We start from the raw sequence: 14,705 nt of genomic DNA, 5'->3' as shown, positions 1-14,705 counted from the left end.
ATGCAACAACCACGTATCGGCTTTGTTTCCCTCGGCTGCCCGAAAAACCTCGTCGACTCCGAGAGGATTCTGACCGAATTGCGTACTGAAGGTTACCAGGTCGTCCCACGCTATGACGATGCTGAACTGGTGATCGTCAATACCTGTGGTTTTATTGACAGCGCCGTACAAGAGTCGCTGGAAGCCATTGGCGAAGCGCTGAACGAGAACGGAAAAGTCATCGTGACGGGCTGTCTGGGCGCCAAAGAAAACCAAATACGCGAAGTGCACCCTAAAGTGCTGGAAATTACCGGTCCGCACAGTTACGAACAGGTGCTGTCGCACGTACATCAGTACGTTCCTAAACCGACGCACAACCCGTTTACCAGTCTGGTGCCCGAGCAAGGTGTGAAGCTCACGCCGCGCCATTATGCTTACCTGAAAATCTCAGAAGGCTGTAATCACCGCTGTACCTTCTGCATCATCCCGTCCATGCGCGGCGATCTGGATAGCCGCCCGATCGGTTCGGTGCTGGATGAAGCAAAACGTCTGGTGGATGCCGGCGTAAAAGAGCTGCTGGTGATTTCTCAGGATACCTCAGCCTACGGCGTGGATGTGAAGCATCGTACCGGGTTCTGGAACGGTCAGCCGGTCAAAACCAGCATGGTCAGCCTGTGCGAGCAACTGGCGTCACTGGGCGTGTGGGTGCGCCTGCACTATGTCTACCCTTATCCGCACGTAGACGATGTGATTCCATTAATGGCGGAAGGCAAAATTCTGCCTTATCTGGACATCCCGCTCCAGCACGCCAGCCCGAAGATCCTCAAGCTGATGAAGCGCCCAGGCGCGGTCGAAAGAACGCTGGAGCGTATTAAGCGCTGGCGCGAAATTTGCCCGGACTTAACGCTGCGTTCGACCTTTATTGTCGGTTTCCCCGGCGAAACGGAAGAAGATTTCCAAATGCTGCTCGACTTCCTGAAGGAAGCCAAACTCGACCGCGTGGGCTGTTTTAAATTCAGCCCGGTCGACGGTGCTGCGGCAAATGCATTACCGGATCAGGTGCCGGAAGAGGTTAAAGAAGAACGTTTCCACCGCTTTATGCAGCTTCAGCAGGCGATTTCCACCCAGCGTTTACAGGATAAAATTGGCCGTGAAGTGCTGGTGCTGATCGATGAAATCGACGAAGAAGGCGCGATTGGCCGCAGCATGGCCGATGCGCCTGAAATCGACGGCGCGGTTTATCTGAATGGTGAAACTGGCGTGAAAGTCGGTGATATCGTCAAAGTCAAAATCGAGCACGCGGACGAATACGATTTGTGGGGACACCGGGTTTAATCCTTCCGCTACGCCAGCTTTTCTTCCCGAAAGGCTGGCGTTTTATTTTCGCCTCGTTTCGCCCTGAATGCTGTAAATTCAACCAATAAGCCCTTCGTTCTTCGCCCGTGTCTTGCGTCCCCCTGTCAGGTAAAGTAGCCTTGAGGCATGATTAATCCTACAGCCTTATCCGGGGCATCAGCATGTGGAAACGCCTGACATTCGGTTTGTTAGCCCTCATTGGTCTGCTGCTGCTCTCTGCTTTTGCCCTCGATCGCTGGATCAGTTGGAAAACAGCCCCGTTTATCTACGACGAGCTTCAAACCTTACCGAAACGTCAGGTCGGCGTCGTGCTGGGCACGGCGAAGTATTACCGTACCGGCGTACTCAACCAGTATTATCTGTTTCGAATGCAGGGAACGCTCAATGCTTATAACAGCAACAAGGTCAGCTATCTGCTCTTAAGCGGCGATAATGCGTTGCAGAGCTATAACGAACCCATGACTATGCGCCGCGACCTGATTGCGGCGGGCGTGTCTCCGTCGGATATCGTATTGGACTATGCGGGCTTCCGTACCCTCGACTCCATCGTCAGAACGCGTAAAGTTTTTGATACCAACGATTTCACCATTATCACCCAGCGTTTTCACTGTGAGCGAGCCTTGTTTATCGCGTTGCACCTCGGCATTCAGGCGCAGTGTTATGCGGTGCCGTCACCTAAAGATATGTTGACCGTGCGGGTACGTGAATTCGGCGCTCGTCTCAGCGCGCTGTTCGATCTGTATATTCTGAAGCGCGAACCGCGCTTTTTAGGACCTCAGGTGCCCATTCCGGCAGAGCACAAAATTCCGGAAAACGCGCCGGACTACCCTGCCGTCCCGCCGGAACAGGTTATCCCGTCGCCTCTCCGGCATCAGAGTCAGACGAAAGCAGAAGCCGAACCCGCGCCACAGGAGAGGAAAAACGCGCCATAGACCAGTCTATGCCGATTTCCCGACCGCGTGGGTAAGCTGGCGCCACACCCATTCGAGCGGCCCCTGACGGAAACGACGTAACCAGTAGTGGGAAAAGACCAGATTCACGATCCAGATAACAGGCACCCACGCCAGCAGTTGCAGGCGGCTGAAAGCCATGAACAGGCCAAGCTGGTTAAACAACAGCACGCCAATCAGCGTTTGCAGCAAATAGTTGGTTAACGCCATACGCCCGATATCCGTGATCCAGTACGTGATGCGCCATTGGCACAGCGTTGACCAGAAACCATAGCACAGCGCCAGATAGCCCATCGCCTGCAAGGGCGAACTCAGCTCTCGCGGAATCTGCAATAATAATCCGCTCCAACGATATTCCCAGTCCACCAGCCACTGCCCGACAATGCCTATACTGTTAATCAGCATCCCCAAAGGGATCAGCCACAGCGCCACCCTGCGATAGTGTTTGACGCTGAATTCACCTTTCAGCCAGCCGTTGCGCATCAAACCGGCACCCAGCAACATCGATCCCGCCAGCAGCCAGCCATACTGCACACCCAGTGACAACAGGCTTTCCGTTAACAGCATGACACGGGTTCCCCACGCTTCAACGCCGCCAGACGTCCGCCAGAATATTTCCGCGGTGACATCAGCGCTACCCGGCTGCCAGAAGCGCCCCGGCTGCAAATCCAAAATCTGGCTCAATATAAACAGCACGCCGATGCCCACCAGATATAACACCACGCCCATCCGCATGAGCATCCGGCTATCCTGCGCGTGGCGAATCATGCCGTAGCACACCAGTCCAATCAGCGCATAATCCAGCAGGATGTCGCCATCCCAGAGAAAAATAGCGTGAATGAGCCCGATAATCATTAACCAGAACAGACGCGCATGTACCCAACGCGTCCCGCGAGGCAGTAACAGCTGTAGCCCTGCGCCAAAAAGAACCGAGAATAGCGTGAGAAATTTCGCCTGCGCGAATAAATCTATCACCGCCCATGTCAACGCATCCGCTAACGTGGGTTTCCCCCACCATGCAGGATTCAGATATGCCGCGTGCGGTAAGCCGAATGCCGTGATATTCAGCAGTAAGATCCCCAAGATGGCGATACCACGTGCAAAATCCAGCGTAACGATCCGCGCAGACGGCGCATAAGATGACGGAGTAATGTGAGGAGGCATACAAATTATATTTTCAATATCGTCGAAGTTGCGATTGTATGCACTGGCGAGGAAAAAGCGAAGAAACTTACCCGATTGACGATGACAAAACACGCGGGATTTATCATCGTCAATAGGCGAAAACTCAGTTGTGGTGGCGTACCGCGCGCAGAAATTCCTGACGCGTATTCTGGCTGGACTTAAACAATCCCCCAAGCGATGTCGTCGTCGTGGCGCTGGTCGCATCACGAATGCCGCGCGCTTTGACGCAGTAGTGCACCGCATCAATCGAAACCGCCACGTTATTCGTGCCCAACAGCGTTTGCAGCGCGACCAGAATCTGCTGCGTTAAACGCTCCTGCACCTGAGGGCGCTGGGAGAAAAACTGCACGATACGATTGAGTTTCGACAGCCCAATAACGCCATCTTTCGGAATATACGCCACCGTGGCTTTCCCATCGATCGTCACGAAATGGTGTTCGCAGGTGCTGGTCAACGTGATATCCCTTACGGTAACCATTTCATCAACCTTCATTTTATTTTCAATGATGGTGATTTTGGGAAAATTGGCATAGTCCAGACCGGAGAAGATTTCATCGACATACATTTTTGCAATGCGGGTCGGCGTTTCAGCCAGGCTGTCATCGCTCAAGTCGAGGCTCAGCAACTTCATGATTTCCGTCATATGTTCGCTGATACGTTGCTTACGCATATCCCGTTCCAACAGCGCCCCGCGCAGCGGCGTTTCCAAACCTCGCGCCAGCAACGCTTCATGCACCATAACGGCTTCTTTACTTAGTGATGACATTTATTATTCTCCTGCAGGTGTAACCATACCTATCGCGCTATCACGGCGTTCGTCAGACCATTGCGCCGTCAACACTCTAGTTGACTGAGTAGCGATTATCCAGTGATTGTACGTCATGATTGTTGAAATAGATTCAGGTTATCAGCAAGAAGAGATTCCCCCAGTGCGTTGACGGATATCAACCCTCCTGAAACAAAACAGGGAAAACATGCGCTTGCCATACCCCGCCCTTATCAACCGCACCGTGACATTATGCCAAAGCAATATCCGCGCCTTTTGACGATGGCGTAAAAAGAAAGCACCGGGGTAGCCCGGTGCTTTGAAGGATAAATCACGTACGAACACGCCATCAACGGCAGACGGGAACCGCCTACCGCATCGTCATCAGAACTTTTCCCAATTATCGTTCGTACTTCCTTTTTTACTGCCCGCCGCGCCTAATAGCATCGGTTTTTCCGCCGCAGGCGCTTTTGCCGCCAGCGGCGACGGGTGGCGATGCTGCGCTTCCGCTGCCGACAATTGGAACACGGCCACCGCTTCGGTTAACTGGCGCGCCTGATCTTCCAATGATGCGGCAGCCGCCGCGGATTCCTGCACCAGCGCAGCGTTCTGTTGCGTGACGCCATCCATCTCGGTCACCGCCTGACCAATCTGGGTAATGCCGCGGCTCTGTTCATCCGACGCCGAGGCAATTTCCCCCATCAGGTCGTTCACGCGGGTAATGGCAGAAATGATGGAATCCATCGCCTCTCCGGTTTGGGTAACCTGATTCGATCCCATATTCACGCGTTCGACCGATTCGGCGATCAGCCCCTCAATCTCTTTCGCCGCACTGGCGCTGCGCTGCGCCAGATTCCGGACTTCACCAGCAACAACGGCAAACCCGCGGCCTTGTTCACCGGCTCTGGCCGCTTCCACCGCCGCATTCAGCGCCAGGATATTGGTCTGGAAAGCAATACCGTTGATAACGCTGGTGATGTCTGCGATTTTTTTCGAGCTGGTCGTGATACTCGCCATCGTCGACATCACATCGGAGGTTACATCTCCCCCTTTCTTCGCGGCGACGGAAGCGTCTTGCGCCAGCTTCGTCGCCTGATGAACATTATCGGCGTTCTGTTTTACCGTCGCACTCAGTTCCTCCATACTGGCGGCAGTCTGCTCCAGTGCGGCGGCCTGTTGCTCGGTGCGCGCGGATAAGTCGTTGTTGCCACTTTTAATTTCACTCGCACCCTGATAAATCGAGGCAGAGCTGTCGCGAATAACGGAGACCGTATTCACCAGACTTCTCTGCATTTCTTTCAGGTAAGGAATCAGTTGCCCGACACAGTTACGACCAAACTCTTCCAGAGGATGATTAAGCTGTCCGGCCGCCAGAACATGAAAGTATCCTTTGAGCATATTCAATGGCTTAACCAGATAGAAAACCAGATAGCGATCCGTCAATACGAGGATGATCAACCCCAGAATCGCCGCCCCGAGCAGAATATAATTGCTCCACTCGACCAAATGATAGACCTCGCTCATTGAGGAATCCGACGTCGACAGTATCGCCGTTTGGTATTTCTCCATATTGCTGCCAAACGCCACGCTCAACGGCGGGTAGGTTTTGCGAAAAAGCTGGCGAAATTCATCCTGACGATTGTCACGCGCGGCGTTCAACATCGGCGTCAGGCCGTTATCCAGCAGTTGAGTCCACGCGGCAATCATATTGTCCGCGGTATCTTGATTAACGCCGGCATGGCTGGCGGCTTTGAACGCAGCCAACTGCTGAGATGTATTTTCAAAGGCCTCTGTCGCGGCCGTAAATACCTTTTCGGCTTCGGCGACTTCACCGGTTTCCTGAAAATCCATCGAACGCAATAAGCGAGTCACCGTGCGAAAATACTGATCGTTTCCTTTTACCAGCATCTCAACGTTTTTACGCTGCGTCTCGGCCGATTCCAATAACGTCGTCATGCTACTTAATGAATTCGCCGTAAAGAAAGATGCCCCGCCCCACAAAATCAGGAACATACCCAATATTGTTAAAAGCATTGCCCTGATGGTGATATTTTTTAAAAAATTCACAATAAACTCCTATTAATGATACAGCGATTTTTCTCTGCGCCTTCGACTACATCGCCGCGCATTATTAATTAAAATTCGCCTGGTGCTCTGTCACATGATTAAGCGTTGATGCGCTCATGAGCGATAAATCACTTTCTTTTAATGACAAAAAAATACAATTCCTTACATTAACGATAAGGTATTCCTTACACCCATTATCTTTATCGGCATGTCTGGCAAGCGCTTTACGTCATTTCATAAATAAAGACGATTAAAGTTATAGCTTTTGATTCTATTTAACTATCCATTGACTACATTTATTTATCTTTATAACCAACCGGTTATTCTGATTAGCGATTTAATTCCCGGCGCTAACACCGGCAATCCTGCTTTTTTCTGTGAATATTCTTATGACGATACCTCAGCCTAATAATCGCTGGATACCGGGCGAGTTAAATTTCCCATGACCACGCAGTCCGCATAAAATAGGTCTGAAGTCGGTGTAATATTTGATCGTAATCACTTTTTATTCGTCCCCCATCATGTTAATTGCTTTTCGTACTCCCCCCATTTATTCATCCTGATCATCATTTCCTGCGTTATTTTCTCCTTTTCGCACCTGGCTTTATTCGCTCATTGAGCGCGAATTGCCCTTCCGGGTAAAACAAGCCGGTTGCAAGACGGAAAGCTTGCCGCTAAACTTCACAAAAAATGAATGAAATAACACAACTTAATTACGAAAAGAGAATGACATGGATTTAACTCAGCTCCGCATGTTCTGTCTCGTCGCCGAAATGGGTTCAGTCGCGCGCGCCGCAGAACAGCTTCATCGGGTGCCCTCAAATCTGACCACACGGTTACGCCAGTTGGAGCAGGAGTTGGGTACCGATTTGTTTATCCGTGAAAAACAGCGCCTGCGCCTCTCTCCGATTGGGCACAATTTCTTATGTTATGCACAGCGCATTCTGGCGCTCAGCGAGGAAGCCATCAGTATGACGCGCACCGGAGAACCCGCAGGTAATTTCGCGCTGGGTTCAATGGAAAGCACCGCCGCAACCCGTTTACCTACGCTGTTAGCGGCTTACCATCAGCGCTACCCCAATGTTTCGCTGTCTCTGAATACCGGCACATCAGGGGAAATCATCGAGCGCGTGCGAGCGGGAACGCTGGCCGCCGCGTTAGTCGATGGCCCTGTCGTCTACGATGAGCTGAATGGTTGCTCGTGTTTTACAGAACGGTTAGTGCTGATATCAGACACGGCCCACGCGCCAATCATAGATGCGCGGGATGCCAGTCACGATACGCTGTTCGCCTTCCGTCCGAGCTGTTCCTACAGAAAGCGCCTTGAAAACTGGTTCCGACAGGATGGGGTCGTGCCCGGTACGATCATGGAGATCCACTCATACCATGCCATGCTTGCCTGTGTCGCCAGCGGCGCAGGGCTGGCCATGCTTCCTTATGCCATCCTTGAATCGCTGCCAGCCAGCGCACGCGTTCAGGTACATGAATTACCGCCCGATATAGCGACGACGACGACCTGGCTTATCTGGCGGCGAGACGCCTTCGGCCCGAATGTCGAAGCGCTTAAGAAGCTCATTATTGAACAATCCGATCGGTCGGAGTAAACGCCGATCGTCAGGATACGGTGACAGCTACGTCGATGCCTGTGACCTATCCTTACACTAACAACCATAACGTCATGCCATTAGGAGCCACACCATGCAAATGATTAAAACCCGTGCAGCCATCGCCTGGGGCCCCAACCAGCCGCTATCCATTGAAGAAGTGGATCTGATGCCGCCGCAAAAAGGCGAAGTTCTGGTCCGTATCGTTGCAACCGGCGTATGCCACACGGACGCCTACACGCTGTCGGGGAAAGATCCTGAAGGCGTATTCCCCGCCATATTAGGGCATGAAGGCGGCGGGATTGTTGAAGCCGTTGGCGAAGGCGTGACCAGCGTCGCCGTGGGCGATCACGTCATTCCGCTTTACACCCCGGAATGCGGCGAGTGCAAATTCTGTCGTTCCGGCAAAACAAACCTGTGTCAGGCGATCCGTACGACGCAGGGCAAGGGCCTGATGCCGGACGGGACGACCCGCTTCTCCAAAAACGGACAGCCGATTTTTCACTACATGGGAACCTCTACCTTCGCGGAGCACACCGTCGTCCCTGAAATTTCGCTGGCGAAAGTGAATAAAGAAGCGCCGCTGGAAGAAGTTTGCCTGCTGGGATGCGGCGTCACTACCGGTATGGGCGCAGTGCTGAATACCGCCAAGGTCAAAGCGGGCGATACGGTTGCCATTTTCGGGCTCGGCGGCATTGGTTTGTCTGCCATTATCGGCGCGCAGATGGCCGGTGCGGGCCGTATCATCGGTATTGATATCAACACCAGTAAATTCGAACTGGCACGCAAGCTGGGGGCGACCGATCTGATCAACCCGAAAGATTATGATAAGCCGATTCAGGACGTCATCGTTGAACTGACCGACGGCGGCGTAGACTTCTCCTTCGAGTGTATCGGTAACGTTAACGTCATGCGTTCTGCGTTAGAGTGCTGCCACAAGGGCTGGGGAGAATCCATCATTATCGGCGTGGCAGGCGCGGGGGAAGAGATTTCGACCCGTCCGTTCCAACTGGTGACCGGACGCGTCTGGCGCGGCTCGGCTTTCGGTGGGGTAAAAGGCCGTAGCCAACTGCCGAGCCTTGTCGATCGTTACCTGAAAGGTGAATTCCCGCTGAATGATTTCATCACCCACACGATGGGGCTGGAGGACATCAACACCGCATTCGATTTAATGCATGAAGGTAAATCGATTCGCACCGTCATTCATTTCAGCTAATGGCGTTACCTGCATAAATAAAAAGGAGGCTGTACAGCGATGATCCCATCACTGGAACTGCTGGAAGAACACCGGATATTTGGCGGCTGGCAGCAGCGCTACCGCCATCTGTCGGACACGCTGAACGCGGCGATGACGTTCAGCATTTATTTGCCGCCAACACAGGATGATACGCCGCCGCCCGTGCTTTACTGGCTATCCGGATTAACCTGCAATGACGAAAATTTCACGACCAAAGCTGGGGCACAGCGCACAGCTTCCGAACTGGGGATCGTATTGGTTATGCCGGATACCAGCCCGCGCGGCGAAGGGGTCGCAGACGATGCCGGCTACGATCTGGGTCAGGGCGCCGGGTTCTATGTGAATGCCACGCAGGAACCCTGGGCGGCGCACTACCGGATGTATGACTACATCAGCACCGAACTGCCGGCGCTGGTTCAACGTCATTTTAAGGTGAGTGCCCGCCAGTCCATCAGCGGGCACTCAATGGGCGGCCACGGCGCGCTGATGCTGGCATTACGTAATCCGGGAAAATACCAGTCCGCCTCCGCCTTTGCGCCGATCGTGAACCCCTGTCAGGTTCCGTGGGGACGTAAGGCGTTTACCGCTTATCTGGGGGAGGATGAAAGCCAGTGGTTACAGTACGACAGCTGTCATCTGCTGGCTAACAGCCGGGAAAAGCTGCCGATACTGGTCGATCAGGGCGATTGCGATCAGTTTCTTCCCGATCAACTGCAACCAGCGAAGCTGGAAGAGCTGGCGAATCAGCACGCGTGGCCGCTGACGTTACGCACACAATCCGGTTATGACCACAGCTATTTCTTCATCGCCACGTTTATTGAAGACCATTTGCGCTTCCACGCCCAACACCTCCATGTGTAATGAGGTGCCGCTGATTTAGCGGAGAACCGCGCTCAGGAACCTGCTGGCTGTGCATCCTGAGCGCGATTTCTGTTTACTTGCAGAAATCTGTGAGCATTTACTGATTATTCATGAACGGATAACTATATTCTGCTGTTTAACCCTGATAGATCCCTCTCTATAACAAAATGATAGCGATCGTTCGTCTGAGAGGATATATCGTGAGGATGCTGTCTTGATACGTTGGGAGTGATTGATTTTGCAAAGAAAACGGGTTTCATCAACAGAGCTATTTTCGGTCGGGTACGATGCAGAAACGAGTCAGTTGGAAGTCGAACTGCTGAATGGCAGCATCTATCTCTATCGCGGTGTCGCACGCATGATTTATGAAGAGCTGATGGCAAGCAAAACCAAATACCGCTATTACACCAGCTACATTAAAAATTCATTTCCCTACGAAAAAACTCAGTAGTTTTCACCGGCGGAGACGCCTCTCCGCCTATGACAATGACTCCCCGTCTGCCTCTACGGTGGCAAACGCCGCCAGCAGCACATCCTCATTGAGCGTCAGTGGCAAATAATGGATAGACTCACCCGGCTGTAGAATACGCGCAACGACGGCCTGAAGCGCGGCGCGATCGCGGATATCCACATCCAGCGCAGCCAGCGAGGTCGGCAAGCCAAACGCCCTGAAGGCCGTTTTCAGCTGTTGCAACGTTTCATGATCCCCCAGTAGCGCGCATTGCACCAGAATGCCATAGGCGACCTTGGTGCCGTGCAGGAAGCGTTCCGTCTGCGGCAACACCGTTAAGCCATTATGCACTGCGTGGGCTGCCGCCACGCGGGTATAGCGTTCGCCCAGTCCGCCGACCATGCCGCCCCCGGCGATAATCGCATCAACGACATCCAGAAAATCCTGTGTCAGTTCTCCCCGGCTGACCGCCGCCAATGCGGCTGCGCTTTGTTGCAGCAATACATTGCGGATATCCAGCGCGGCCTGTAGCCCCAGACGTACAGAAAGGGGCAGCGTTTCCGGCTGGGGGCTGAGCACGACGGCTTCGTACCATTTCGCCAGCGTATCCCCCACCCCGGCCAGCAAATACTCCACCGGTGCGGCCAGCAAGATGCGCGGTTCCACCAGCACCAGATGATTGGCATCCGTGAAAATTTCAAATCGCAGCGCCTGCCCGGCATCGTTATACCATACCGACAGCGGCGTCCAGGCCGCACAAGTGGCCGCAATCGTTGGAATGGCGACCAGCGGCACGCCAATCTGACGCGCCGTCACCTTCGCGGTATCCAGCACCGCCCCGCCTCCCACGCCGATGACAACCTGGCACGCATCGCCAGCTTGCGCCACCAGCGCTGCCACTTCGCTTTCGCTGCAATGCGCCCCAAACTGAATGCGACGGGCTAAAGGCGCCTCGAACTCGGCGGGTAAATAGGGGCGAGCCGCCGCTATCGCGCGTTCGCCATAAATCCATAGCGCGTTTTTCAGCACCGCCGGCGGATAAAACGCCAGTAGCTTATCGATGGCGCCGGGGAAAGAAAAATAGTTGGCGGGGCCGACCTGTACGCGGATTGCCGATGTGTTCATGTTTGCCTGTTCCTTGCCGCGCCATCGTATGGACACGGATCGTTATGCGTGACTCAATAGCTGAATCTGCTGCGCTACCCTGTTGATAACGCCATCTTATTCACTTGAACGTGCCACATTAAGAACTTTTTTACTTAATTTATGCTTTTTCGTTCATAGCCGAGACACCTCAAACATTTGAAGCTGTATTAAATTCTTTGAGATATGTGCTACCTTGCTTTTCCGTTATTTCATGCTACGAACTGCCAAGAGCGTTACCGACCATGACCCAAACCTCCCGAAGCCGACTGGAAATGCGTAATATTTCCATCTCTTTTTCTGGTTTCCACGCCCTTAAGCAGGTTAATTTCACGCTGGAAGGCGGTTCGATTCATGCGCTGACAGGCGCGAATGGCGCGGGTAAATCCACGCTGATGACGATCTTGTCAGGTGCTCACGATCGCTATCAGGGCGATATTCTGATCAATGGTGAAAAAGTCGATATTCATTCACCGCGTGATGCTAAACGATACGGTATTCATCTGGTGCAACAAGAGGTTGACGTCGCACTGGTTTCAACATTGTCGGTGGCAGAAAACATTATGCTGGATACGCTGGCGCAGAGCGGGCACCTGCTTAGCTGGCCGCGGCTGTATCGTCAGGCGCAGGCGTTGCTCGATCAACTTGGCGTTCACCTTGACGTTCGTCAACGGCTGGATACCTGTACGCTGGCGGAGAAACAGCAAATTTTACTGGCTCGCGCCTTATCCCATGAGTGTCGATTTCTGATTCTGGATGAACCCACCGCCCCATTGGATCAGGCTGAAAGCGCGCGTCTCTTTCAGGTGGTGCGTCGCTTACAGGCCGACGGCATTGGTATTGTCTTTATTTCCCACCGCATCCACGAACTGAGCGAAATCTGCGATACGCTAACCGTTCTGCGCGACGGCGAGTTCGTCAGCAGCGGCGCGATGCAAGGACTCAGCGGCGAACAGATTGTGGAGCGAATGCTGGGCCATCAGCTTGATGATATCTTTCCACCACGCCGAACCACGCCGCCGCAAGAGGCGCTGCTTCAGGTCAGTGGATTGCATGACGAAAGCGTGCTGCGCGATCTCTCGCTGACGCTGCGCAAAGGGGAAATTCTGGGCATTGCCGGGTTGGCCGGTGCGGGTAAAACCGAACTGTGCAAGGCGCTGTTTGGCGCAGTCCCCAGCAAGGTGACTCAGGGAACCTACTGCGGCAAACCCTGGCGGCCTCATTCCCCCCACCGGTCCGTCGAACAAGGCATTGTGCTGGTGCCGGAAGAGCGGCGCAAAGAAGGCATTTTTGTTCATGAATCCATCGCGATGAACCTCAGTATTGCCGCCACCGACCGCTTTTCCCGCTGGGGACTATTCCGTCGTCGTCAGGCGCAGCACTGGGCCAAACAGGTCATCAGCCAGCTTGCGGTTCGCACCACCGGCCCGGCACAAAAACTGCTGCGCCTGTCGGGCGGCAACCAGCAAAAAATCGCTATCGGCAAATGGCTGCGCAATGAGGCGCAGGTGCTGATTTTTGACGAACCGACGAAAGGCGTCGATATCAAGGCCAAACAGGACCTGTTCACGCTGATTGACGGTCTCGCCCGTCAGGGAAAAGGCATTATTTATGCTTCAGGTGAATTTTCCGAGCTGGTCGGACTCTGCGATCGCATCTGCGTCCTGTGGGATGGCCGCATAGTCGCGGAGCTTGACGCCGCTGACATTGATGAAGAAACCTTACTTTTCTATTCAACTGGAGGAACTCCCGCGTGAGTCACCCACTTTCATCCAACGGGGCGCTCCCCTTACGCCACCATGTTTTCGAATTTCTCTATAAGTGGGGCATGCTAATCACGGTGGTCGCGCTGATTGCGCTCTTCGGGCTGGCTTCGGACAACTTCCTTGAGCCGTATAACATCATCAATATCCTGCGCTCGATTGCGATCGTCACGGTCCTTGCGATTGGCGTTTCCCTCTCGCTGTCCGTCGGCGGATTCGATCTGTCCGTGGGGTCAACGGCATCGTTGGCAAACGCGCTGGTGATCTCTCTCTTTGTCTGGCACGGGTTCGGCACGACCGGCGCCATCGTTCTGACGCTCCTGCTGTGTACGCTGGTCGGGCTATTCAATGCGTTTCTCATCGTTGTGCTGAAGATCCCCGACATGCTGGCAACACTCGCCAGCCTGTTCGTTGTGCAAGGCGTCGCGATGACATACAGCTATGGCGGCTCAATCACACAGAATATGATCTTGCCCAGCGGCGAAATGGCGGAAGGCATCATCCCCGAATTCTTTGCCACGCTGGGGCAGGTGCCGGTCATTGTGGTCATTATGCTGGTGGTAACTCTGCTGGTGCAGCTGTATCTGTCCCTCACCAAACACGGGCGCAGGATGTATGCCATCGGCGGTAATCCGGAAGCGGCGCGATTGGCCGGGATCCGCACGGCACGTTATCGGATACAGGCGTATGTGTTTTCTTCGCTGCTCGCTGCGCTGGGCGGCATTCTGCTGGCGTCGCGCATCGGCTCTTCGCAGGTCAACGCCGGCGGCGGTTATCTGATGGACGCCGTGGCCGCTGCCTATATCGGTTTCTCGCTGGCGGGATCCGGCAAACCGAATGCGTTGGGGACCTTGCTCGGCGCCGTGATTCTCGGCGTCTTGCAGAATGGGCTGGTGATGCTTTCCGTGCCCTATTACGCCATGGATATCATCAAAGGGCTGGTTCTGGCGCTCGCCCTGGCGATGACCTATATCCAGAAACGCTGAGCCATCCTCTGCCGCCCCGCTTTCTGATGAGGGCGGCATGATAACGTCACCCTTCCCCCATTATTCCTGCACGATGTGCATTATCCGGCGATGCATCGCCTTATTATTTACAATGATGATTATTTATGAATCAATATTCTCTGCCATAACAACGACGGAAAATAAGAATAATCACAAATAATAGAGACCTGTCTTAATGTTGATATCTCCTGCGATCGTCCCTGACAGAGATAAAAGATTAAAAAGACAATTAACGAGGAAAAACTTAACGGTCTCCATCGTTCAATTATGGTAATGAATAGCCTATTTATGCTGCCGGAGAATAGTTTTCTATCCGGCAGAGACAAATCCGCCTTA

General features: G+C 53.6%; 12 protein-coding genes. 8 read left to right on the top strand and 4 right to left on the bottom strand.

All coding sequences use genetic code 11. The features are described from left to right. Together rimO and sanA are read left to right on the top strand one after the other, a co-directional pair. A complete protein-coding gene (gene rimO, locus EDC54_RS03260; RefSeq protein ID WP_132453148.1) occupies positions 1–1,314 on the top strand; it encodes a 30S ribosomal protein S12 methylthiotransferase RimO in 1,314 nt (437 codons plus the stop codon). A 182-nt stretch (positions 1,315–1,496) separates the two neighbouring features. Then, a complete protein-coding gene (gene sanA / locus EDC54_RS03255; RefSeq protein WP_132453146.1) occupies positions 1,497–2,267 on the top strand; it encodes an outer membrane permeability protein SanA in 771 nt (256 codons plus the stop codon). A 6-nt stretch (positions 2,268–2,273) separates the two neighbouring features. Here the strand turns inward: sanA and yeiB are convergent, their stop codons facing one another. From yeiB to EDC54_RS03240, 3 genes are all read right to left on the bottom strand, one after another. Beyond that, positions 2,274–3,449, bottom strand: coding sequence for a DUF418 domain-containing protein YeiB (yeiB, locus tag EDC54_RS03250; RefSeq protein WP_132453144.1), 1,176 nt, complete (start codon positions 3,447–3,449; stop codon positions 2,274–2,276). 124 nt (positions 3,450–3,573) lie between these two features. Further along, a complete protein-coding gene (gene folE, locus EDC54_RS03245) occupies positions 3,574–4,236 on the bottom strand; it encodes a GTP cyclohydrolase I FolE (RefSeq protein WP_132453142.1) in 663 nt (220 codons plus the stop codon). 384 nt (positions 4,237–4,620) lie between these two features. Then, on the bottom strand, positions 4,621–6,303 hold the full coding sequence (locus tag EDC54_RS03240) for a methyl-accepting chemotaxis protein (RefSeq protein ID WP_132453140.1): 1,683 nt from the start codon (positions 6,301–6,303) through the stop codon (positions 4,621–4,623). A 731-nt stretch (positions 6,304–7,034) separates the two neighbouring features. On the opposite strand from EDC54_RS03240, the gene ptrR reads away from it, so the two are divergent. The 4 genes from ptrR to EDC54_RS03220 all read left to right on the top strand — a co-directional run bounded on the left by ptrR (position 7,035) and on the right by EDC54_RS03220 (position 10,456). Continuing rightward, entirely contained in the window at positions 7,035–7,907 is an 873-nt protein-coding gene (ptrR, locus tag EDC54_RS03235; protein ID WP_132453138.1) for a putrescine utilization regulator PtrR, read from the top strand. Between the two features lie 94 nt (positions 7,908–8,001). Continuing rightward, positions 8,002–9,123, top strand: a complete 1,122-nt coding sequence (locus tag EDC54_RS03230) for an S-(hydroxymethyl)glutathione dehydrogenase/class III alcohol dehydrogenase (RefSeq protein ID WP_132453136.1) — start codon at positions 8,002–8,004, stop codon at positions 9,121–9,123. 39 nt (positions 9,124–9,162) lie between these two features. Further along, entirely contained in the window at positions 9,163–10,005 is an 843-nt protein-coding gene (gene fghA / locus EDC54_RS03225; RefSeq protein WP_132453134.1) for an S-formylglutathione hydrolase, read from the top strand. Positions 10,006–10,243: 238 nt separating this feature from the next. Next, the gene (locus EDC54_RS03220; RefSeq protein WP_132453132.1) at positions 10,244–10,456 is read left to right on the top strand and encodes a KTSC domain-containing protein; all 213 of its coding nucleotides are present in this window, start codon (positions 10,244–10,246) and stop codon (positions 10,454–10,456) included. 27 nt (positions 10,457–10,483) lie between these two features. Here EDC54_RS03220 and EDC54_RS03215 read toward each other — a convergent pair whose 3' ends face one another. Beyond that, entirely contained in the window at positions 10,484–11,581 is a 1,098-nt protein-coding gene (locus EDC54_RS03215) for an oxidoreductase (RefSeq protein WP_132453130.1), read from the bottom strand. A 263-nt stretch (positions 11,582–11,844) separates the two neighbouring features. On the opposite strand from EDC54_RS03215, the gene EDC54_RS03210 reads away from it, so the two are divergent. Together EDC54_RS03210 and EDC54_RS03205 are read left to right on the top strand one after the other, a co-directional pair. Beyond that, the gene (locus EDC54_RS03210; protein ID WP_132453128.1) at positions 11,845–13,356 is read left to right on the top strand and encodes a sugar ABC transporter ATP-binding protein; all 1,512 of its coding nucleotides are present in this window, start codon (positions 11,845–11,847) and stop codon (positions 13,354–13,356) included. 71 nt (positions 13,357–13,427) lie between these two features. Then, positions 13,428–14,348, top strand: a complete 921-nt coding sequence (locus EDC54_RS03205; protein ID WP_230514463.1) for an ABC transporter permease — start codon at positions 13,428–13,430, stop codon at positions 14,346–14,348. The last annotated feature ends 357 nt before the right edge of the window (positions 14,349–14,705 follow it).

This window comes from Samsonia erythrinae (assembly GCF_004342665.1).
Classification (GTDB): domain Bacteria; phylum Pseudomonadota; class Gammaproteobacteria; order Enterobacterales; family Enterobacteriaceae; genus Samsonia; species Samsonia erythrinae.
The sequence above is the reverse complement of the archived record's forward strand: the minus strand, read 5'-3'. Positions and strand labels throughout refer to the sequence as shown.